The sequence below is a fragment of the Lacinutrix sp. MEBiC02404 genome (assembly GCF_053601575.1).
Genome location: NZ_JBSHNV010000128.1, coordinates 1 through 21,521 on the forward strand (window position 1 = coordinate 1; position 21,521 = coordinate 21,521).

Annotated in this window: 16 protein-coding genes; 12 read left to right on the plus strand and 4 right to left on the minus strand. The window is 33.8% G+C overall.

The annotated features are described in order from the left end of the window. From ACVCXO_RS02985 to ACVCXO_RS03015, 7 genes are all read left to right on the plus strand, one after another. Positions 1–182 (plus strand): hypothetical protein (locus tag ACVCXO_RS02985; protein WP_452228111.1); only part of this gene is annotated, 182 nt, incomplete at its 5' end. A gap of 1,878 nt (positions 183–2,060) precedes the next feature. Then, complete coding sequence (locus tag ACVCXO_RS02990) at positions 2,061–2,633, plus strand: cob(I)yrinic acid a,c-diamide adenosyltransferase (protein WP_452228112.1); 573 nt, start codon at positions 2,061–2,063, stop codon at positions 2,631–2,633. A gap of 158 nt (positions 2,634–2,791) precedes the next feature. Then, positions 2,792–3,013: a DUF2795 domain-containing protein gene (locus ACVCXO_RS02995; RefSeq protein WP_008272287.1), complete on the plus strand. Its 222-nt coding sequence runs from the start codon at positions 2,792–2,794 to the stop codon at positions 3,011–3,013. A 189-nt stretch (positions 3,014–3,202) separates the two neighbouring features. Next, a complete protein-coding gene (gene secA / locus ACVCXO_RS03000; protein WP_452228113.1) occupies positions 3,203–6,553 on the plus strand; it encodes a preprotein translocase subunit SecA in 3,351 nt (1,116 codons plus the stop codon). A gap of 173 nt (positions 6,554–6,726) precedes the next feature. Then, positions 6,727–7,131, plus strand: coding sequence for a hypothetical protein (locus ACVCXO_RS03005; RefSeq protein ID WP_452228114.1), 405 nt, complete (start codon positions 6,727–6,729; stop codon positions 7,129–7,131). Between the two features lie 267 nt (positions 7,132–7,398). Continuing rightward, positions 7,399–13,182, plus strand: a complete 5,784-nt coding sequence (locus tag ACVCXO_RS03010; protein WP_452228115.1) for an HYR domain-containing protein — start codon at positions 7,399–7,401, stop codon at positions 13,180–13,182. Positions 13,183–13,193: 11 nt separating this feature from the next. Next, entirely contained in the window at positions 13,194–13,964 is a 771-nt protein-coding gene (locus ACVCXO_RS03015) for a T9SS type A sorting domain-containing protein (protein ID WP_452228116.1), read from the plus strand. Here ACVCXO_RS03015 and ACVCXO_RS03020 read toward each other — a convergent pair. The 4 genes from ACVCXO_RS03020 to ACVCXO_RS03035 all read right to left on the minus strand — a co-directional run bounded on the left by ACVCXO_RS03020 (position 13,958) and on the right by ACVCXO_RS03035 (position 17,374). Then, the gene (locus ACVCXO_RS03020) at positions 13,958–14,653 is read right to left on the minus strand and encodes a peptidoglycan DD-metalloendopeptidase family protein (RefSeq protein WP_452228117.1); all 696 of its coding nucleotides are present in this window, start codon (positions 14,651–14,653) and stop codon (positions 13,958–13,960) included. The genes ACVCXO_RS03015 and ACVCXO_RS03020 overlap by 7 nt on opposite strands. Before the next feature lie 116 nt (positions 14,654–14,769). Beyond that, the gene (locus tag ACVCXO_RS03025) at positions 14,770–16,263 is read right to left on the minus strand and encodes a hypothetical protein (protein WP_452228118.1); all 1,494 of its coding nucleotides are present in this window, start codon (positions 16,261–16,263) and stop codon (positions 14,770–14,772) included. A gap of 15 nt (positions 16,264–16,278) precedes the next feature. Next, positions 16,279–16,839 (minus strand): hypothetical protein, encoded by a 561-nt coding sequence (locus ACVCXO_RS03030; protein WP_452228119.1) that lies wholly within the window; start codon positions 16,837–16,839, stop codon positions 16,279–16,281. After that, a complete protein-coding gene (locus ACVCXO_RS03035; RefSeq protein ID WP_452228120.1) occupies positions 16,823–17,374 on the minus strand; it encodes an RNA polymerase sigma factor in 552 nt (183 codons plus the stop codon). The genes ACVCXO_RS03030 and ACVCXO_RS03035 overlap by 17 nt, the downstream gene beginning before the upstream one ends. Before the next feature lie 174 nt (positions 17,375–17,548). Here ACVCXO_RS03035 and ACVCXO_RS03040 point away from each other — a divergent pair, with 174 nt between their 5' ends. From ACVCXO_RS03040 to ACVCXO_RS03060, 5 genes are all read left to right on the plus strand, one after another. After that, complete coding sequence (locus ACVCXO_RS03040) at positions 17,549–18,103, plus strand: DUF2911 domain-containing protein (RefSeq protein ID WP_452228121.1); 555 nt, start codon at positions 17,549–17,551, stop codon at positions 18,101–18,103. A 100-nt stretch (positions 18,104–18,203) separates the two neighbouring features. Then, a complete protein-coding gene (locus ACVCXO_RS03045) occupies positions 18,204–18,638 on the plus strand; it encodes a hypothetical protein (protein WP_452228122.1) in 435 nt (144 codons plus the stop codon). 76 nt (positions 18,639–18,714) lie between these two features. Next, positions 18,715–19,800, plus strand: a complete 1,086-nt coding sequence (gene meaB, locus ACVCXO_RS03050) for a methylmalonyl Co-A mutase-associated GTPase MeaB (RefSeq protein ID WP_452228123.1) — start codon at positions 18,715–18,717, stop codon at positions 19,798–19,800. After that, positions 19,793–20,818, plus strand: coding sequence for a helix-turn-helix domain-containing protein (locus ACVCXO_RS03055; RefSeq protein ID WP_452228124.1), 1,026 nt, complete (start codon positions 19,793–19,795; stop codon positions 20,816–20,818). The genes meaB and ACVCXO_RS03055 overlap by 8 nt, the downstream gene beginning before the upstream one ends. Positions 20,819–20,916: 98 nt before the next feature. Next, complete coding sequence (locus tag ACVCXO_RS03060; RefSeq protein ID WP_452228125.1) at positions 20,917–21,486, plus strand: phosphatase PAP2 family protein; 570 nt, start codon at positions 20,917–20,919, stop codon at positions 21,484–21,486. Positions 21,487–21,521 lie beyond the last annotated feature (35 nt).

The following is a 21,521-nucleotide window of genomic DNA, read 5'->3' on the forward strand; positions in this document are numbered from 1 at the left end:
AGCTAAAGGAAGGAGCAGTAAACAAGTATCTTTTTAGTTATTCTAGCTATTCCACAAGAGTAATCACGCAAACCAGTCCCATAAGAATTATCGAAATGAAAACATATTTTCATCAAAAACACCCAACAAAGCCAATTAGAAAAACCTTAACACGAAGCAACCTCGCGGCAATGTCCCCTTGAGGGTTATCGAAATGAAAACATATTTTCATCAAAGACACCCAACAAAGTCAATTAGGAAAACCTCAACACGAAGCAACCTCGCAGCAATGTCCCCTTGAGGGGACTTTAGGGGTGTTTTTCAAAAAAAACATAGCATCATCAAAGATACCAAGTATCGCTCATTAGGGGTGTTTTTCAAAAAAACATAGCATCATCAAAGATACGAAGTATCGCTCTTTATGGGTGTTTCACTTTGCCTTTTGTCTTTTCCTCTAATACATGTCAGTTCGAGTGAAATTGCTTTTTTTTCTGCAATTTAGTATCGAGAACCAATACTAACTAAAGACATATACAAACCCTTCCGTTTTTGATTTATTTTATTGAAATCAAATCCACCTTTCCTTGAAAAAAGAGAAGTAGTTTTATAATTTGAAGTTAATTTATTTAATAGTTTTTAGTTGAAATTGTCATTTCGAGCGTGCCGAGAAATCTTTTTTCTTTAATCTTTGTAAAACTGTCATTTCGAGCACAGTCGAGAAATCTCATTTTTATTTGGGCAATTTATTTTTGGCAGAAAAAACCAAAAATAACCACGCTTTTCGTTTCTAGTTTTGTAAAACCTTAAATAGAAGTTTTACAAAAGCTAACCACTACAATCCTTATTGCGGGGAAATCCTGCATGTACTTTTCTAGCTGCCAATATCTAGACTATCCGTTTTTTTATGCTACATTTTAAAAAGCGCTTCGCCTTTTAGGGCAAACCTTCCGCTTTTTTGTCACAACAAAAAACCACCTTCCTTTAGCTAAAGGAAGGAGCTGAAATCGAATGTCTTTTTATTATTCTAGTTATTTCACAAGAGTAATCACGCAAACCTGTCCCCATAAGAATTATCGAAATGAAAACATATTTTCATCAAAAACACCCAACAAAGTCAATTAGGAAAACCTCAACACAAAGCAACCTCGCAGCAATGTCCCCTTGAGGGGACTTTAGGGGTGTTTTTCAAAAAAAACATAGCATCATTAAAGATACCGAGCATCACTCTTTATGGGTGTTTCCAGAACGAACACCATTACAATCCTTATTGCAGACCAATCTACACAGGTACTTTTTCATCTGCCAATAACCAGACCATCCTTTTACTACAGTCCACATTTTAAAATGCGCTTTGCTTATTTTACGCCAAACCATCCACTTTTTCGTTACCACAAAAAACCACCTTCCTTTAACTAAAGGAAGGAGCAGTAAATAAGTATCTCTTTAGTTATTCCTAATTATATACAAGAATAAGCTTTGTGCCTTCGCGAGAGAAATTAATATGCAGTTGTAGTTTTCAATTTCAATAATCCAAAAACAAACAAAACCTGCTATCCTATTCTCTTGTAACAAAGTGCTTCGCCTTTTACGCCAAACCATCCGATTTTTCGTTCGCACGAAAAACCACCTTCCTTTAGCTAAAGGAAGGAGCAGTAAATAAGTGTCTTTTTAGTTATTCTAGCTATTCCACAAGAGTAATCACGCAAACCAGTCCCATAAGAATTATCGAAATGAAAACATATTTTCATCAAAGACACCCAACAAAGCCAATTAGGAAAACCTCAACACGAAGCAACCTCGCGGCAATGTCCCCTTGAGGGGACTTTAGGGGTGTTTTTAAAAAAAACCATAGCATCATCAAAGATACCGAGTATCGCTCTTTATGGGTGTTTCCCTTTGCCTTTTGTCTATGTCAGTTTAAGTGAAATTGCTTTTTCGTTTTGTATAAAAAAAAACATCTATCAGATATTTTTAATAATATGCAGTCTCAGTTCACTGTCACAGTTTTCAACTTCACATTCATTTTCATTTTCATTTTCACTAACTTTGAATCTTAAATCCAAAACCTTGAATTTAGAAGCATGAAAGTATACACAAAAACAGGAGATAAAGGTACCACCGCACTTTTTGGAGGCACAAGAGTACCAAAACACCATATCCGTATCGAAAGTTATGGTACTGTAGACGAGCTAAACTCGCATATTGGTTTAATTAGAGACCAAGAAATAAATACCAAATACAAAGAAATTCTTATCCATATACAAGACCGCCTTTTTACGGTAGGTGCTGTTTTAGCTACAGATCCCGAAAAAGCAATTCTTAAAAATGGAAAAGAACGATTAAACATTCCTAAAATTTCTTCAGAAAACATAGAACTACTAGAAAAAGAAATGGATACAATGAATGAAGACCTGCCTCAAATGACGCATTTTGTACTTCCAGGTGGTCATCAAACCGTGTCATTCTGTCATATTGCTCGCTGTGTTTGTAGACGTGCAGAACGCTTAGCAGCAGCTTTAAACGACATAGAGACCGTAGAACCTACCACTTTAATGTACTTAAACAGATTATCAGACTATCTTTTTGTCTTGGCACGAAAATTGTCTTATGATTTGCAAGCAGATGAAGTAAAATGGATTCCTGAAAAGCAATAAATTTTACCGCCTGTAATTAGTAACACTGCAAAGTACTTTAGTGTCTAGTAGTTTACAGTTAAAATGGACGTTCTTTTAATTTATTGAAAAAATAATTCACTTTTCTCTTGACTATCTAAACTAAAAATTTATTTTTGCAAAAATAAAAACATTTAGAAATGTATTGGACATTAGAACTAGCATCTTATTTAAGTGATGCACCTTGGCCAGCAACAAAGGACGAACTTATTGATTACGCAATCAGAACGGGAGCACCTTTAGAAGTTGTTGAAAACTTACAAGCAATTGAAGACGAAGGAGACTCTTACGACTCAATTGAAGAAATTTGGCCTGATTATCCAACGGACGAAGATTACCTCTGGAATGAGGACGAGTATTAATATCACAAAATTATCAATAAAAAAGTCTCATATGAGACTTTTTTTTGGTTATAATTATAATAAAATAACAACTTAACGTATCTTTGAAATCCTTTTTATTAGGGTTTTATCTTTACATAATAACAATCAAAAACTTATTATCCTTGCAAGCAAAGGCTTGAAAATAATAAGAACAAAAACATACCACACATGACTTTTTTAGATTCTGTACTAAAAGTATTTGTTGGCGACAAGTCTAAGCAAGACGTAAAGTCCATAACACCTTTAGTAAATAAAATCAAAACCTTTGAGGCTGCTTTAGAAGCATTATCTCACGATGAACTAAGAGCAAAAACAGCTTTCTTCAAAGAGAAAATAGCCGAAGCACGTAAGCCACTTCAAACAAAAATAGATGCGCTTTTAGTAGATGCAGAGAATGAAGAGGACATCGATAAACGGGAAGATATTTATTCAGAAATTGATGCTATAAAAGACGAAATTTATAAAGTTACCGAAGACGTACTAAACGATATTTTACCGGAAGCTTTTGGTGTAGTTAAAGAAACTGCTAGACGTTTTACAAACAATACTTCCATAACCGTTACAGCAAATGAGTTTGATAGAGTAATTTCTGGAGAACATGATTATGTAACCTTAGAGGGAGACCAAGCAACTTGGGCAAACTCTTGGGATGCTGCAGGAAAAGCGATTACTTGGGACATGATTCATTATGATGTGCAATTAATTGGTGGTATTGCAATGCACCAAGGTAAAATTGCCGAGATGCATACTGGAGAAGGTAAAACGTTGGTAGCAACACTTCCTGTGTATCTTAATGCTTTAGCTGGTCGTGGTGTTCACTTAGTAACGGTAAATGATTATCTAGCAAAAAGGGATAGCGCATGGATGGCTCCAATTTTTGAGTTTCATGGTTTGAGTGTCGATTGTGTAGATTATCATAAACCTAATTCTGCTGCTCGTAAAAAAGCGTACAATGCAGATATTACTTATGGTACCAACAACGAATTTGGTTTTGATTACTTGCGTGATAATATGGCGCATAATCCAGATGATTTAGTACAACGTCCACATCACTACGCTATTGTCGATGAGGTCGATTCTGTTTTAGTCGATGATGCTAGAACCCCATTAATTATTTCTGGTCCGATACCAAAAGGAGATCAACATGAATTTGATGCCTTAAAACCTAAAGTAGATGATATTGTTTCGGTACAACGTAAATACTTAACAACGGTTTTAGTCGAAGCAAAAAAACTGATCGCTGCTGGGGATGAAAAAGAAGGTGGTTTTCAACTACTTCGTGTATATAGAGGTATTCCTAAAAACAAAGCTTTAATTAAGTTTTTAAGTGAAGAAGGTGTTAAACAATTACTTCAGAAAACGGAAAACCATTACATGGCAGATAACAATCGTGAAATGCCTAAGGTAGATGAAGAATTGTACTATGTAATTGAAGAAAAAAATAATCAAATAGAACTTTCAGATAAAGGTATAGAATACATCTCTGGAAAAGATAATCCGGACTTTTTCGTCATGCCAGAAATTGGTATTGAAATTGCAAAAATTGAAGGAAAAGGATTAAGCAAAGAAGACGAAGCAGAAGAAAAAGAAGAATTATTCCGCGATTTCGCAATCAAGTCCGAACGTATTCACACCCTAAACCAATTACTAAAAGCATATGCTCTTTTTGAAAAAGACAACCAATATGTGGTAATGGATAATAAAGTGATGATTGTAGACGAGCAAACGGGTCGTATTATGGATGGTCGTCGTTATAGTGACGGTTTACACCAAGCCATTGAAGCAAAAGAAAATGTAAAAATTGAAGATGCTACGCAAACTTTCGCAACGGTAACCCTTCAAAATTACTTTAGAATGTACCGAAAGCTTTCTGGAATGACAGGAACTGCGGTTACAGAAGCTGGTGAGTTCTGGGAAATATACAAATTAGATGTTGTAGAAATCCCTACTAACAAACCTATTGCACGTGATGATAGACAAGATTTAGTATTTAAAACAAAACGGGAGAAATACAATTCGGTTATTGATGAAGTTACAAAACTATCTCAAGCAGGAAGACCAGTTTTAATTGGTACTACTAACGTAGAAATTTCAGAACTTTTAGGAAAAATGCTTTCTATTCGTAAAGTTCCGCACAATGTCTTAAATGCAAAACAGCATAAAAAAGAGGCCGAAATAGTAGATGAAGCTGGTAGAAGCGGACAAGTAACTATTGCAACCAATATGGCTGGTCGTGGTACCGATATTAAATTAAGTGACGAAGTAAAAGCAGCAGGTGGTTTAGCAATTATTGGTACAGAACGTCATGATTCTCGTCGTGTAGACAGACAGTTACGTGGTCGTGCCGGTCGTCAAGGAGATGTTGGTAGCTCCCAATTCTACGTTTCATTAGAAGATAATTTAATGCGTCTTTTTGGTAGTGAACGTATTGCCAAAATGATGGATAGAATGGGATTAGAAGAAGGGGAAGTAATTCAGCATTCTATGATTTCTAAATCTATTGAAAGAGCACAGAAAAAAGTAGAAGAAAATAACTTTGGTGTACGTAAGCGTTTACTAGAATATGATGATGTCATGAACTCGCAACGTGAGGTTGTTTATAAACGTAGATATCATGCTTTATTTGGGGAACGTCTTCGTGTAGATATCGCCAACATGGTTTATGATACTGCGGAAAACATTACAGAAACAAATAAAGGTGCTTCCGATTTTAAGAATTTCGAGTTTGAATTAATTCGTTATTTCTCTATGGCTTCTCCAATTACGGAAGCTGAATTTGTAAAGCTTCCCGTATTAGAAATTGCACAACGTGTATATAAAGCTGCTTTTGAACATTATAAAGCAAAAATGGCTCGTAATGCAGAAATTGCATTCCCTATTATCGCTAATGTATATGAAACACAACGCGAAAAGTTTAAAAGAATAGTGGTACCATTTACAGATGGTGTAAAATCTTTACAAGTAGTTACAGACCTTGAAAAAGCGTATGAAACGAAAGGAAAACAACTTATAACCGATTTTGAAAAGAATATTACACTAGCTATTATTGATGATGCTTGGAAAACACATTTACGTAAAATGGATGAGTTAAAGCAATCGGTTCAATTAGCAGTGCATGAGCAAAAAGATCCTTTATTAATTTATAAATTTGAAGCTTTTGAGTTGTTTAAAACAACTATAGATCAAGTAAATAAAGATGTGATTTCTTTCTTATTTAAAGGAGAATTACCAACGCAAGAATCTAATATTCAAGAAGCAAAAGAAACGCGTAAAAAAGAAAATTTACAAACGCAAAAAGACGAGATTCCTAATTTAGACGAACGTTCTGCTCAAAATAGAGCTGCCGGGAATACGCAACGTCAACCAGAAGTAGTAGAAACTATTGTACGTGACAAACCAAAAATTGGACGTAATGACAAGGTTACTATTAAACACGTTATGAGTGGCGAAAATAAAACCGTAAAATACAAACAAGCAGAACCTTTAATCGCTAAAGGCGAATGGGTTTTAGTAGAGTAATAAAAACCTAATACATCTTCCTGAACTTGTTTCAGGATCTTAAAACCTGAAGGTAATACTTCAGGTTTTTTATTATCCTATTTTCACAAAAAAGGCCACCAAAAAGAATAAACTTTAATTTTTTAACAATTTATTTTTTGTATCTTTAAAAATACCTAACCAAAATTGAAGATATGAGAAATGCATTTGCTGTTGCTGTTGGTCTAGTTGTTGCCGGACTAGTAGTATTTTTATTATATATTTTAGGTCCACAATTTTTCACCTTTCCACCAGGAGCAAATCCTATGGATCCAGAATCTATAAAACAAAACATGCATTTAATACCTGCAGGCGCAATGCTCTTAGTTATTGTAGCACACTTTTTTGGTATTATTGGAGGTATGATTGCTTCTACAGCAGTTTCAGAAACGTCCCTAATCCCTGCGTATATCGTTTCCGGAATTATAATTTTAGGTTCTATTGGAGGCTCTCTAGCCATGTCGCATCCTACTTGGTCAATAATCACAGGAATAATTGCTGTAATTGCTGCTTTTTTTGTGGGTAGAATCGCTGCCATCAATAAAATGAATGAAGAATAAATCTATCTTTTAATGCTTCCTTTTTACCGATAAACAAAACAACCGATTTTATTCCGTTTCAACGAATATATTTCCGATTACACCGAAGTTTATTCAATATTCCTTAAATTTATTCCGTTGCATAACAGCAACATATACTCCTTTATTTTTTTTCGATTAATAGCACCTAATAAAATACGAAAAAAAACTATGAAGCTTTATGTTACTTTAAAGCGAAATTTTGTGCTATTCATCTTAATTTCCACATTACTTATATCTTTTCAAAGCATGGCTCAAACGATTAGTTTTGGAGCATCCGGCTTGGTTGGAGAATCGGTGTTGAATCCTACTTCTTTAGAATTTGGTCCGGATAATAGATTATACGTATCGCAACAAGATGGGAAAATTTGGGCATATACTATAAATAGAGATGCTGCCACCTCTGGAAATGGAACATATACCATTACAAGTACCGAAGCTATTACAACCATACAAAATGGTATTGTAAACCATAATGATAGTGGGATTTCAAATACAACACAACAGCGTTTAATAACGGGAATAGCGACTGCAGGAACTTCTACAAATCCTATTCTATATGTAACCTCATCCGACTATTTATTTGGAGGCGGAGGCGCTGGTAGTGATACCAATCTAGACACAAATTCTGGTATTTTATCTAAATTAGAATGGAATGGTACTTCTTGGGACAAAGTAGATTTAATTAGAGGCTTGCCACGTTGTGAAGAAAATCATGCGATAAACGGCATGGATCTTTTTGAACGCAATGGCAATAACTACCTTTTAATTGTTCAAGGTGGGAATACCAATAAAGGAGCACCAAGTAATAACTTTGCTGGTACTCCAGAATATTTTTTATCGGCTTCTATGCTCATTGTAGATCTCACGCAATTAGACGCTATGCCAACGTATACAGACCCTAGAAACAACACAGATTATGTTTACGATTTACCAACCTTAAATGATCCTACAAGATTAGATATAGACAAAACACATGCCGATTTCCCATATCCTATTGGTCATCCATTACGAGATGCAACCATAGATGTTAATGATCCTTTTGGAGGAAATAATAGTTTAAACCAAGCTTTTCCGGAAACTGGAGGACCAATACAATTGTTTGCTCCTGGTTTTAGAAATGCTTATGATGTTGTTGTAACTGATAACGGAAGAATTTACACTTCAGATAATGGTCCGAACTCCCTTTGGGGCGGCGTTCCAAGAGTTTACGACAATAACACAAACACATATCTAGGAGATGAAAGCACAATAACCTACGACCCGGTAAATCATTATGTGAAAAATGAAATGAATGAATCTGGAAGTAGTTTAATTGGGGACCCATTACATTATGTAGGTACTATCAATGATGCAAATAAAACATATTATGGAGGGCATCCAATTCCTATTAATGCATTCCCTTCTCGTGCAGAAGTTATTGCTTACCAAAAAATTAATGGTTCATGGGTTGCTACCAGCACAAATACCTTACAGTCTTTAATAGTTGGAACCTCTGGATATTTCAACACTTCTTTTGCTATTGGCGATTTTCCGGATGATCCACGTTTAGGAGAATACTTGGTAGATGAACCTATTGGAAGTCCGAAAAATAATATTTTAGATGTTAGACCTTCCTCCACCAATGGTATATTGGAGTATACCGCAACAAACTTTAGTGGTATTATGCAAGGCAATATCTTAACAGCTTCCTTTAATGGCGATATTAATAGATATGTACTAAATGCTGCTGGAGATAGTGTTTTAGAACAGGAAATCATCTTTAGTGGTTTTGGAGCCTTGCCTTTAGATATTTCAGCACAAGGAGATACCGATATTTTTCCAGGTACGGTTTGGGCTGCAACCTATGGCGCAAATAATATTACCGTTTTTGAACCATCTGACTTAGATTGTACGCAACCTGGAGAACCTGGATATGATCCGTTAGCCGACAATGATGGCGATGGATTTTCTAATCAAGATGAAATAGATAATGGCACAAATATTTGTTCGCAAGGAAGTAAACCGAATGATAATGATGGCGATTTTATTTCCGATTTAAATGATCCAGATGATGATAATGATACCATTTTAGATGTTAATGATGCTTTTGCGTTAGATGTAAATAATGGTTTAAGCACGAATCTTCCTGTTGATTTTGCTTTTTGGAATAATGACCCAGGAACAGGTTTCTTCGGTTTAGGTTTTACTGGTTTACTATTAGATCCTTCCGGAAGTACAGATTACTTAACCCAATTTGACGAAGTCGATTTATCCTTTGGTGGTGCTGCTGGTAAAGCAACGGTTGATTACGTAACCATTGGTGATGCTGCTAACAATACACAAAAAAATGGTTTTCAGTTTGGTGTAAATGTAGATATCAATTCGAATCCTTTTACTATTCATTCTAAAATTGAATCTCCGTTTTTTGGTATAAACGGTTCGCAAACACAACCTATAGATCATCAATCGTATGGTATTAGCTTTGGTAATGGAGATCAAGATAATTATCTAAAACTCGTCTTAATGAATGGTACAACTAATGTGGATACCGTGCATGGCTTACAAGTATTACTAGAAGATAATGGTGTGATTACCATCAATAACACCTATGATGTTCCTGGAATATTAAATGCTGGATCTGTAAGTTTATACTTTAGTATAGATCCTACAGCGAATACTGCGCAACCGTTTTATTCTATTGATGACGGACAAACACTACTCGTTTTAGGAAGCCCAATATCCTTACCTTCTACTTTTTTAGACCCATTGGATACTAAAGGATTAGCTATTGGAATGATTTCGACAGCAAGAGACGCTTCTGGAAGTGCTTCCAATCCGTTTACAGCCACTTGGGATTATATAGAAGTTTACGAAAACCAAAACGGCATATTAACCGCAACTCCTAACCCATTAGATTTTGGTTTAACTCCTACCACAAATTCTTTAAGAACAAAAGAACTTAATATTAGTAATGAAGGAGGACCAACAGATGACGCCATTACAATAACGGCACTTCAATTTTCTGGTACGGATGCCGCTATGTTTTCAACCAATATAACTTTACCGTTAACTATCAATGCGGGGACTAACGAAGATCTTCCTATTCATTTTATTTCTAATAGTGTTTTAGGAGTAAAAAACGCATCGCTACAAATGGTACATTCTGGAAGCAACTCTCCTATTCAAGTAAATGTAACCGGAGAAATTACAGATACCTATTCCCCTATAGTAAGAATAAACGCGGGTGGCCCATTAGTAACAGCAAGCGATTCTGGTCCAGACTGGGAAGCAAACAATAGCAACGGAACTTTTACAGGTACATCTTATGCCGTTTCCTCTGGATCTAGATACTCCATTTCTACTCTAGATTATTCTTATAAAGATGCATCTATTCCTTCGTATGTAGACCAAACAACCTATGAAACAGTTCTAAATTCACAACGAAGTATTAGTGCGACTTCTATTCCTATGATCTTTTCTATTCCTGTTCCTAATGGCGATTATATCGTTAATTTTTATGTTGCTAATTTATATAATGGAACTTCAGATCCTGGAGAACGAATTTATAGCGTAGATATTGAAAACCAACGTTTCTTAGAAAATGTGGATCCTTCTGCAAGGTTTGGACATAGACGAGTAGGAATGATTCAGCAGAATGTATTGGTATTAGATGGGATTTTAGAAATAGAATTTTTCAGAAATATAGAAAATCCAATGGTTAATGCTATTGAAATTCTTGCTTTACAAGCTTCGGATATTATTATCGATCCTATAGCAGATATTACAAATTGTGTCTTAGAAATTTCAGATTTTTCCGCAATAGCTAATGGCGGAAGTACTTCGGAAAACTTCACATATTCTATTAGCGGACAACCAAGCGGATTACAAATAGAACCTACCAACGGACTTATTTTTGGTACTATTAATCCTAGTGCAATAACTGGAGGATTAAATAGCGATGGTGTGCATCAAGTAACGGTTACTGTTTCTAAACTAGGAAGTACAGACGCGATTGAAACATTTATTTGGACTGTTCTTGAAGATACAGAAGTTCCAATAATTACTTGTCCGTTAGACATTACCCAAACCACGGATACCGCTTCTTGCGATGCTTTAGTTACCATCATAGAACCGACAGCAACCGATAATTGCACAGGAACAATTACTTATACTGGCGTACGGAATGATGCTTTATTATTAACAGATCCTTTTCCAGTTGGAGATACCATTATTACATGGACCGCAACAGATACCGCAGGAAATGATTCCATTACTTGTGATCAAACCATAACCATTACAGAAGATGAATTACCAGTTATTACTTGTCCGTTAGACATTACACAAACTTCAGATATAGCTTCTTGTGATGCTTTAGTTACCATAATAGAACCAACTGCTACTGATAATTGCACAGGAACAATAACTTATACTGGCGTACGAAATGATGCTTTATTATTAACAGATCCTTATCCTGTTGGGGATACTATTATTACATGGACCGCAACAGATACTGCAGGAAATGATTCCATTACTTGTGATCAAACCATAACCATTACAGAAGATGAATTACCGGTTATTACTTGTCCGTTAGACATTACACAAACTTCAGATATAGCTTCTTGTGATGCTTTAGTTACCATAATAGAACCAACTGCTACTGATAATTGCACAGGAACAATTACTTATACTGGCATACGAAATGATGCTTTATTATTAACAGATCCTTATCCAGTTGGGAATACTATTGTTACATGGACCGCAACAGATACTGCAGGAAATGATTCCATTACTTGTGATCAAACTATAACCATTACAGAAGATGAATTACCAGTTATTACTTGTCCGTTAGACATTACCCAAACCACGGATATAGCTTCTTGTGATGCTTTAGTTACCATCATAGAACCGACTGCTACTGATAATTGCACAGGAACGATTACTTATACTGGCGTACGAAATGATGCTTTATTATTAACAGCCCCATATCCTTTAGGAGATACAGTGATAACTTGGACCGCAACAGATACTGCAGGAAATGATTCGATTACTTGTGATCAAACCATAACCATTACAGAAGATGAATTACCAGTTATTACTTGTCCGTTAGATATTACACAAACAGCGGATATAGCTTCTTGCGATGCTTTAGTTACCATCATAGAACCAACAGCAACCGATAATTGCTCCGGAACGATTACTTATACTGGCGTACGAAACGATGCCTTATTATTAACAGATCCGTATCCAGTTGGGGATACTATTATTACATGGACCGCAACAGATACTACAGGAAATGATTCCATTACTTATGATCAAACCATAACCATTACAGAAGATGAATTACCTGTTGTTACTTGTCCGTTAGATATCGAAGAACTTGTTGCACAAGGAGTCACTCAAGCAACTATAACTATTATAAAACCAACTGCAACAGACAATTGTACAGGAACCATTACATATATTGGCATAAGAAACGATGCTTTATTACTAACAGACCCGTACCCTTTAGGAGATACAGTGATAACTTGGACAGCAACAGATACAGCAGGAAATGAATCTACTGCTTGCCAACAAACAATAACAGTAACTTCTACGTACAAATTAAACTTAAATGTTTCTTTACAAGGTAGAATAGATCATTCTGGAAGCTATTCGGTTGTCTTTTACAATGTTAATGATTTAGCAACTCCTGCTTACAGCTTCATCGAAACTGCAAATGCTTCTGGAAATATAATTCTTAGCACAGGAATTCTTCCTGGAAATTATAAAGTATTAGTAAAACATGAAATTTATTTACAACGATTGATAACCGTTAATCTAATTGGAAATCAGACAGAAACTGTAACAGAATTACTAGCTGGAGATGGAAATAATGATAATGCCATAAACTTTTTTGACTTTGGTATATTATCTGGAACATACGGATTAAGCTCAACACAGATTGGATATGATGGTCGTGCAGATTATGATAATAATTTAACTATAAACTTTTTTGACTTTGGCTTATTCTCCGGAAACTTTGGTCTATCTGGTGAAACACAAAATGACTAAAACTAAGAACTATGAAAACTTTAAAATTATTTAAAATTAAAACGTTTATACTATTACTATTTATTGGTAGCATAAACGTAACGGCACAAACAGTAGATTTAGTTTCTAATGTAGATGTAACTCCTCCTTTAACCGTTGGGCAAACATTTACCTATACCATTCAGGCTTTAGCTGGAACAACACCGTACCGAGTAGTACAACTTTATTTGGAGTTTAATGAAACTGTGATACAATTAAATAGCTTAACACCTGACAATACAGATTTAAACGTACCATTATCTAATGATACAAGTGTTCCGGGAGTTATTCGATATTCAGCTGGTGCTTTTAATGATGTATTTGGAACAACAACATTATTTACTGCCGTTTTTGAAGTTATTAGCACCAGTGAAAGTGTTAGAATAGAGCACGTATTATACGCAATTGCAGACCCTAATGGGACTGGAGTTTCTAATACAGATGCAGAAAACATTACAGGATCTACTAATGATATCATTCTAGCAACACTTACTACGGAAGAAAACGATTTTAGTAATAGTTTCTCGATATTTCCAAATCCGGTAAGGGATGTATTGTATATAAAAACGAATACGCCTTCCGAAATTAAGGACATAAATATACATGGTGTCGATGGTAAATGGATTCAGCAAATTAAAAACATAAATACTATTGGCAACCAAATTGCTATTCCGGTAAAGCATCTAAATGAAGCCTTATATTTTGTAACTATTACATCTATAGAAAACGAAAACGCTACATTTAAAATATTAATTAATCAGTAATTTAGTTTTAGTAGCGTATTAGGATCTGGACAGTTTTTTTTAAACTTGTCCAGATTTTTTTTGTTGCAAACGCCGGGATAATCACCAACATAATTTTCTAAATCTCTTATAATTTGAAAGTGTAAATGTGGTGCATAGTCACCATTAACTTTTGCTTCTCCCAATGTAGCAACAGTTTCTCCTGCTTTAAAGGTTTTACCAACTTTTAAATTAGTTATTGAAGCTACACTTAAATGACCATAAAGCGTGAAGAATTCTACCTCTTTAATACTATGTTTTAAAATTATAGTTGGACCATAATCTCCAAAATTCGTATTATTTTTAAAACTATGCACAGTAGCATCCAAAGGTGTATATATATTGGCTCCTGCCTCAATCCATAAATCAAGACCTAAATGCATATTGCGTTCTTCGTCCTTTTTTTCTTGATTAAAATAAGCACTGCGTTTATAAAGGTTTCGATGCTCAAGGTAACCTCCAAAAGCAACTGTTTTATTATGCTTTTTCAAATAATGCTGCATATAATTTTGCCAAGCTTGGGAAGAAGAAATGTCAAAATGGTTTAAAGCTGCATTATTTTCAGATAGATTTATAGCAATATATTCTGAATCTGGAATAGACGCATCCAATACACGAAGCGGTTTAGTGTCGATGCTTTTTAAGAATAAGAGGAAATCTTCAGCATTCATTAAATCTAGTTTCTTTCAAAAGTAAGAATAAAAGACTGAAATGTAAAAGAGATAATTAGTACTTCTGCATGTATTTCAGAATTAGAAATACATTCCGATAAACAAAAATTATAGAATTATTTTTTCACAACAACATTACTGTACTTTGCATTAATAACGATGGTTTTATTGCTATCACTATTTACCGTTTTACTAGAAGTGCTTTCGTTATTAAATAACGATTTTGTTCCTTTATAGAATAAGTTATAATCTCCTTGAGGCAGTTTCACATTCGCTTCGCTGTTTTCTAAAACCAAATTAATATTTTTAAAATCGTTAGAAATATTACCAATAATTAAATCCCCAAAACTACCATCTATAACCGCATTACTTACAATATTTTTAATCGTAACATTAGAGGAATTTGCACTTAAAACCAAACTAGTAGCTGCTTCTACTTTTGCCTGATCGACATAATTAAGTTTTAATTCGCCTGCATTCCAATTGATTATTTTAACTGGAGAATACGAAACATGGATGGAAGTCTCACTTCCATCAATGGTATTTGCTATTAAACTAGAATGCGAAATATCTGCTTTTGCATTGCGTATTGCAGAAGCAAGTATAAGTTCGCCATGTCGCACATTCATTTTAAGCTTCGCTTTTTTAGGCATTTTAATCTTTATAGTTTTCTTTACTTTTAAGTTCGAATTTTTAGATGTAGCATATATATCTTCCGGACTATCCTCATGGTCACCTTCTTCAACAAAAGATCTATTTATAGATTCCTCTATACGTTTCCCTAATGCTTCTCCCCAAGCTTCCATATTTTCTTCAAAGTCACTTTCTTCTATAGATCTTTCTAGATTTTCTCCCCAAGCTTCCATCTTTTTTTCAAAGTTCTTTCCAAATTCTTCGCCCCATTTCTCCATGTTTTTTTCAAACTCTCCTCCAAACTGTTCTCCAAATTTTTCTCCCCAAGCTTCCATTTTCTTTTCGTATTCTTTCCAATCTTTTTCATCAAAGTTTTTTGCCCAAACTTCCATTTTATCGGAATATTCTTTACCATACTTATCTTCGTACTCTTTACTCCATTTCGCTAAATAGTCTTCGCCTTCTTCTTGGTATTTTTCATAATCAAAATTAAAGCTATTCATACCGTCTGGTAAATTTGGCAGATTAGGCATTCTCGGAATATTCTCTAATTGCAAAGACTCCATCAAACCTTCTACCAAAGGCATTACTGGCAAATCGGCCAATTTAAATTCTAGTTCCTTAAGGGCATCTAAGGAGCTTTCATCAAAAAGCGCAATACCTTCATTAGACCAAGAACTTAAAGATCCTTCCGTTTTAATAGTAACTACTTGTTTCGATCCATCGACTTTTACCTGCCAAGCATTAAAAGCTTTTTGTAATTCTTCTTTAGACAGTACATCACTTTCTAAATACGCTTCAATTTCAATAATATCTTTATCCCAAGTTTCAATTTCAATATTGGTATGGCTTGTATTTAAATCTATTATAGCGTTTTGATTTACGTTGATAGATTGCGATATTTTTTCTAGCTTTTGTTGTGCTATGCTACTAATAGCGACAAAAAGTGTAAGTATTGTTATTCTTAAATTTTTCATTTTAGTATATTTTTTTTAAATTACATCTGGAATGGTATCCAACGTACTTAATGTTTTTAATTGATCTTTTAATCGGTGTAATAAGTTTAATCGAAATTTTAAATTATCGATAAGCGCATTAATAGTTTGTTCATTAGGCCCATCTTGTGTTAACTCCACAGATAGCTTTTTGTATTCCTTTTTTAAATCTTCTAATCGTTGTACATAACCATCAAACATTTCTTTGTTTTCTGGTGTTAGTTTTACTTTAGAAAGCTCCAAATTAATATTAGCTAAATAGTAATCTTCTACCTTTTTTAAATCTGGTGATACATCTCCTAAGCTTTTAGTAGCAACCACTGTTGGATTAGTGTCTATAGGCAAAACTGGATTATTAAAATACGTAAAGCCTCCATAACCTAAACCAATAAACAATACAATACTTGCTGCAATTTGTAACCAATTAAATTTAGGTTTTTGCTGTTCTGGCAATGCTTTGTTTAGTTTATCAAGAAATCTAGCTTCGTGATTTTCCGGCATTTTTTTGTTTTGCTCTTGCAAATCTTGCTTTAATAAATCTCTAATATCTTGTGCCATCTTTTTTGTGTTTTAATAATTCTTTCAATTTTTGTTTTCCTCTAGATAATTGCGTTCTAGATGCTACTTGCGATATATCTAAAATTTCTGAAATTTCTTGATGATCATAACCTTCTAATAAAAACAGCGTAATCACATATTTATATTTTTCCGGTAATGTGCTTATTGCATTTTTAACTTCAACAATCGTTATGCCATCGTCTACCAACCAATTGTCATCATTTGGAGTATCTATTACTTTTAAGTGCACTTCTTCTAATGCAACCACTTGTTGCTTTTTAGATTTCAAGTAATCAATACTTTTATTAACAACAATACGTTTTAACCACGCACCAAAAGTAACTTCCGCTTTATACTGATGTAGTTTTTCGAATGCTTTAATAAAAGCCTCTTGCACTACATCTTCTGCTTCTGCTGCATCCTTCACAAACCGATTAGCAACTATATACATACCATTGCAATACTGGTTGTACAACTGCATTTGTGCTAGTCGGTTATTCTGTTTGCATTTTTCAATAATTTCTGTTTGAAACACGCTTTTCTCTTTTGGTTTTTGGTTCGTTCTCCTTAAAGACGATTAAAAATTTGTTGTGTTGCAAAAAAGATAATATTTTTTTTAATAATTGGTAAGAAATTTGCATTACCTTTTTAAAGATGCTTACTTTAAAGTATCTTTACATTATTAATTGGTATTAAAAAATTTGTAAAAATGAATAGGTTTTTAAAATGGGTTATCGGTTTATTAGCTATTGCATTAGTTGCCGTTTCTATATATTCATATAAAAATGACGGATTCTTTAGCGAACGCTTAAGTCCGGAAAAAAACGTAAGTTTTCAGGTAGAAGATATTAAGCTTCAAGTTTTTTATAACAGGCCATCTAAAAGAGATCGTGAAGTTTTTGGTGCACTAGTACCTTATAATCAAGTTTGGCGTACTGGAGCAAATGAAGCGACTACTTTTGAAACCAATAAACCGCTAAGAATTGGTAAAGATTCGCTACCTGCTGGAAAATACACTATTTGGACGATACCAAATGATAGTACTTGGAATGTCATGTTTAACTCGAAACAATATTCTTGGGGCGTAGATATGGAAATGAAACCAATGCGTGTTCCAGAATTTGATGTGGTTAACATTAGTGTTCCTGTTAAAAAAATAGATACCACAGTAGAGCAATTTACTATTGGTTTTGATAATTCTACAGATAACTTATCCTTAACTATGGCTTGGGATAATACGATGGTTGTAGTGCCTCTAAAATAAATATTTAGCTTAGAGTCTCCGCTTATATTTAACCGTTGTTGTCTAACAAATATTTCTTTTGAAAGAAAAACATAAATTCACTTCATCTATAATTCAATCCATGAAGACACTTCTCAAAGGAGAAGTTCATTTTGTTGAAAATTATAATAGTTGGATGATTAATGTATCTGTTACATGGAACAGAAGAAAAACAAACATAAATTTAAACGCTAGAAAAACAGACTTAGCATCTAATTTCCTTTCCTGTTGTCTTAGTAAATCACAATTTTTCACTTTTATCTCTAGATCTAAAACATATAATTTTAGCGGACAAAAAAGTATGTTTTCTGAATTGTTACTTGAATGTGTAGAAACACAATTCTTAATGGATAGTAAAAGCCCAACTATTGAATTAGATGGAAAAAGTTTAATTTTTAAAGGAGGTATTCGGAAAAAAGATTTTAATAGCTTATCCAACGTTTTTAAACTGTTTGAAACGCTAATGGATGAAATAGATTATTTAAATGATGGTAACGATTCCAAAAAATCTAAATAATAAGTTATAAATTTATAAAAATTCTGAAAATTTGGAATTTGGAATTTGGAATTTGGAATTTAAAACTATCACATTAGTGGCTAAACAAAACAAATCTGCATTACAAGAAAAAAAAGGGGTTTCACAAAGTGAAATCACCAATGCTACTTCTATACAGAATATTAAACGAAAAAGAAGAGCACAGCCAAGTGCTGCAGATTTAGTTTCGCAGATTTTAAAAGGAAATATTACCGCTTTAAGTAGAGCGATTACATTAGTAGAAAGTAAAAACCCTACACATTTAGAAAAAGCAAATACTATAATTACAGCTTGTTTACCACATGCAAACAAATCTGTTCGTGTTGGTATTACTGGAGTTCCTGGAGTTGGCAAAAGCACCTTTATTGAAGCACTTGGCACGCATTTAACTGCACAAGGGAAAAAGGTTGCTGTTTTGGCAATTGACCCTAGTAGTTCGCTTACCAAAGGAAGCATTCTTGGTGATAAAACCAGAATGGAAGATTTGGTAAAAGATAAAAATGCGTTTATAAGACCTTCACCTTCTGGAGAATCTCTTGGTGGTGTTGCAAGAAAAACACGGGAAACCATTATACTTTGTGAAGCTGCTGGCTTTGATACTATTATTATTGAAACTGTTGGTGTTGGACAAAGTGAAACTGCGGTTCACAGTATGGTAGATTTCTTTTTACTACTAAAACTTGCAGGAGCTGGAGACGAGTTACAAGGAATAAAACGTGGTATTATAGAAATGGCAGATGCTATTGCTATTAATAAAGCCGATGGCGACAACGCAAGAAGTGCTAAAATTGCTAAAGTAGAATTTAACAGAGCGCTTCACCTCTATCCTGCAAAAGATTCGGAATGGCAACCTAAAGTAACTTTATGTAGTGCTTTGCATAATGAAGGAATTGATAAAATCTGGGAAATCATTGAATCCTACATTGCAATTACTACTAAAAACAAGTACTTAAACCACAATAGGAACGAACAGAATAAGTTTTGGCTTATTCAAACTATTGAAGCGCAATTAAAAAGCAGCTTTTTTAACGATACTGAAATTAAAGATGCTTTGCAAATACAATTGCAACGTATTGAAGATAATAAAACGACTCCATTTGCTGCTGCAGATTATTTGTTAGGATTAAAAAACAACCATGATTAACACTATACAAATAGTAACTTTACTACAAGGTTTACTTTTATTAATTGTCCTTTTTAAGAATAAAGAGAGCTATTTAAAACCTGCATTTTATTTACTCATTGGATGTATTATCGCTGTGATATTATATATTCTTGGAGATGATTACAATAATATATTCCTAAAAAACCAAGATTTTTTCTTCTTCGATAAATCGTTATTTATCACCTTTCTATTTCTGTTTATCAAGTATCATGTATCTAAAGACTCCATATTCTTGAAAAGGGATTACTTATTTTTTATTCCTAATATTATTTACTTTTTTATTGAATCCTTAGAGGTTTTTGTATTCGAAGAAAACATAATTATAGAGCTCTTAGAACTATTTGTAGAAATTACATTCTTAAGTTATTTGGCCTATACTAGCTTTTTAATACTTAAAAGTAAAGATAGGAAATGGATGCTTTATTTTATCATCCCATTAATTTTACTAATAAGTATTTCTATAGTAAATGAAATATTCAGTTGGTTTCATTTTAAAGAAATTATCATTTCTACAGATGCTAATTTTGGAAGTTATCTACTAGTTGTCATTGCTTTTTTATTTTATGCAATAACGTTAAAACTAATCCTTTCTCCTAAAGATGCATTACCAAACAAGAAAGCAATCAAGTATAAAAATTCGAATTTAAATCCGGAGCAAATTCTTAAATATAAAAAGGACCTAATTCATAAAATGGAAAAGGATAAAGCTTTTACAGATGCCAAGCTTTCTATTCATAAAGTTGCAGACGATCTAAAAATACCAAGACAATATATTTCTGAAATATTAAACAATCATATGCATACCAGTTTTCAGGATTTTGTAAACGAATATCGTGTCGAAGCGTTTATTAAACTCCTTAAAAACGACCAATATGCTCATTATACACTTCTAGCAATAGCAAATGAAGTGGGCTTTAATTCTAAGGCAACATTTAACGCTACCTTTAAGAGAATCAAAGGATTAACACCTTCAGAATACAAGAAGAAATTCTTATAAATCTACAAATATGTTCAGATAACTTATTCTGAACACTACCAAAATAATTACCTCCTTTTTAAGTGCGTTCTTTAATTAGTTAAGAACAAAAAACGCACATGAATTTCATTAAAACAGCATTTCTTTTTACATTCTTTTTTATATCCCTTTCTTCTTTTTCACAAGAAAATAGCGAATACAAAACTAAAAAAGCAGTACAAGATATTGGGGACTATTTACGATATGGTATGCCAATTGCTGCAGGCTTAACAACCATACTTATAAAAGATAAAAAAGGAACTTGGCAATTTGCTAAAGGCTTTACAGTAAATCTTGCAGTTACCTACGCGTTAAAATATGCCATTAACAAACCTCGTCCAGCAGGAGCAACAGATGGTCATGCATTTCCTTCTGGGCACACTTCTGTAGCTTTTCAAAGCGCATCCTTTATACAAAAAAGATATGGCTGGAAATACGGAATTCCTTCGTATGCATTAGCGGGATTTGTAGCTTATTCTAGAATAGAAGGTTACAAACAAAGACATGATGGCTGGGACGTTTTAGGAGGGATTATTGTTGGTGTTGGTAGCACATATCTCTTTACTACGCCATACCAAAAAGAACATCTTAAACTTGCTTATACTAGTTATGATAGCACTTACTTAATAGGGTTAAAGTATACATTTTAACCCTACAAATAGCGCATAAAATATTCAGTTCGACA

Excerpts from the sequence above, each read along its gene's own strand:
- ACVCXO_RS03020 (WP_452228117.1), bottom strand. The coding sequence starts at position 14,653 with ATGAATGCTGAAGATTTCCTCTTATTCTTAAAAAGCATCGACACTAAA.
- ACVCXO_RS03025 (WP_452228118.1), bottom strand. The coding sequence starts at position 16,263 with ATGAAAAATTTAAGAATAACAATACTTACACTTTTTGTCGCTATTAGT.
- ACVCXO_RS02990 (WP_452228112.1), top strand. The coding sequence starts at position 2,061 with ATGAAAGTATACACAAAAACAGGAGATAAAGGTACCACCGCACTTTTT.
- ACVCXO_RS03055 (WP_452228124.1), top strand. The coding sequence starts at position 19,793 with ATGATTAACACTATACAAATAGTAACTTTACTACAAGGTTTACTTTTA.
- ACVCXO_RS03060 (WP_452228125.1), top strand. The coding sequence starts at position 20,917 with ATGAATTTCATTAAAACAGCATTTCTTTTTACATTCTTTTTTATATCC.
- ACVCXO_RS03005 (WP_452228114.1), top strand. The coding sequence starts at position 6,727 with ATGAGAAATGCATTTGCTGTTGCTGTTGGTCTAGTTGTTGCCGGACTA.
- secA (WP_452228113.1), top strand. The coding sequence starts at position 3,203 with ATGACTTTTTTAGATTCTGTACTAAAAGTATTTGTTGGCGACAAGTCT.
- ACVCXO_RS03040 (WP_452228121.1), top strand. The coding sequence starts at position 17,549 with ATGAATAGGTTTTTAAAATGGGTTATCGGTTTATTAGCTATTGCATTA.
- ACVCXO_RS03015 (WP_452228116.1), top strand. The coding sequence starts at position 13,194 with ATGAAAACTTTAAAATTATTTAAAATTAAAACGTTTATACTATTACTA.
- ACVCXO_RS03045 (WP_452228122.1), top strand. The coding sequence starts at position 18,204 with ATGAAGACACTTCTCAAAGGAGAAGTTCATTTTGTTGAAAATTATAAT.
- ACVCXO_RS03030 (WP_452228119.1), bottom strand. The coding sequence starts at position 16,839 with ATGGCACAAGATATTAGAGATTTATTAAAGCAAGATTTGCAAGAGCAA.
- ACVCXO_RS03010 (WP_452228115.1), top strand. The coding sequence starts at position 7,399 with ATGGCTCAAACGATTAGTTTTGGAGCATCCGGCTTGGTTGGAGAATCG.
- ACVCXO_RS02995 (WP_008272287.1), top strand. The coding sequence starts at position 2,792 with ATGTATTGGACATTAGAACTAGCATCTTATTTAAGTGATGCACCTTGG.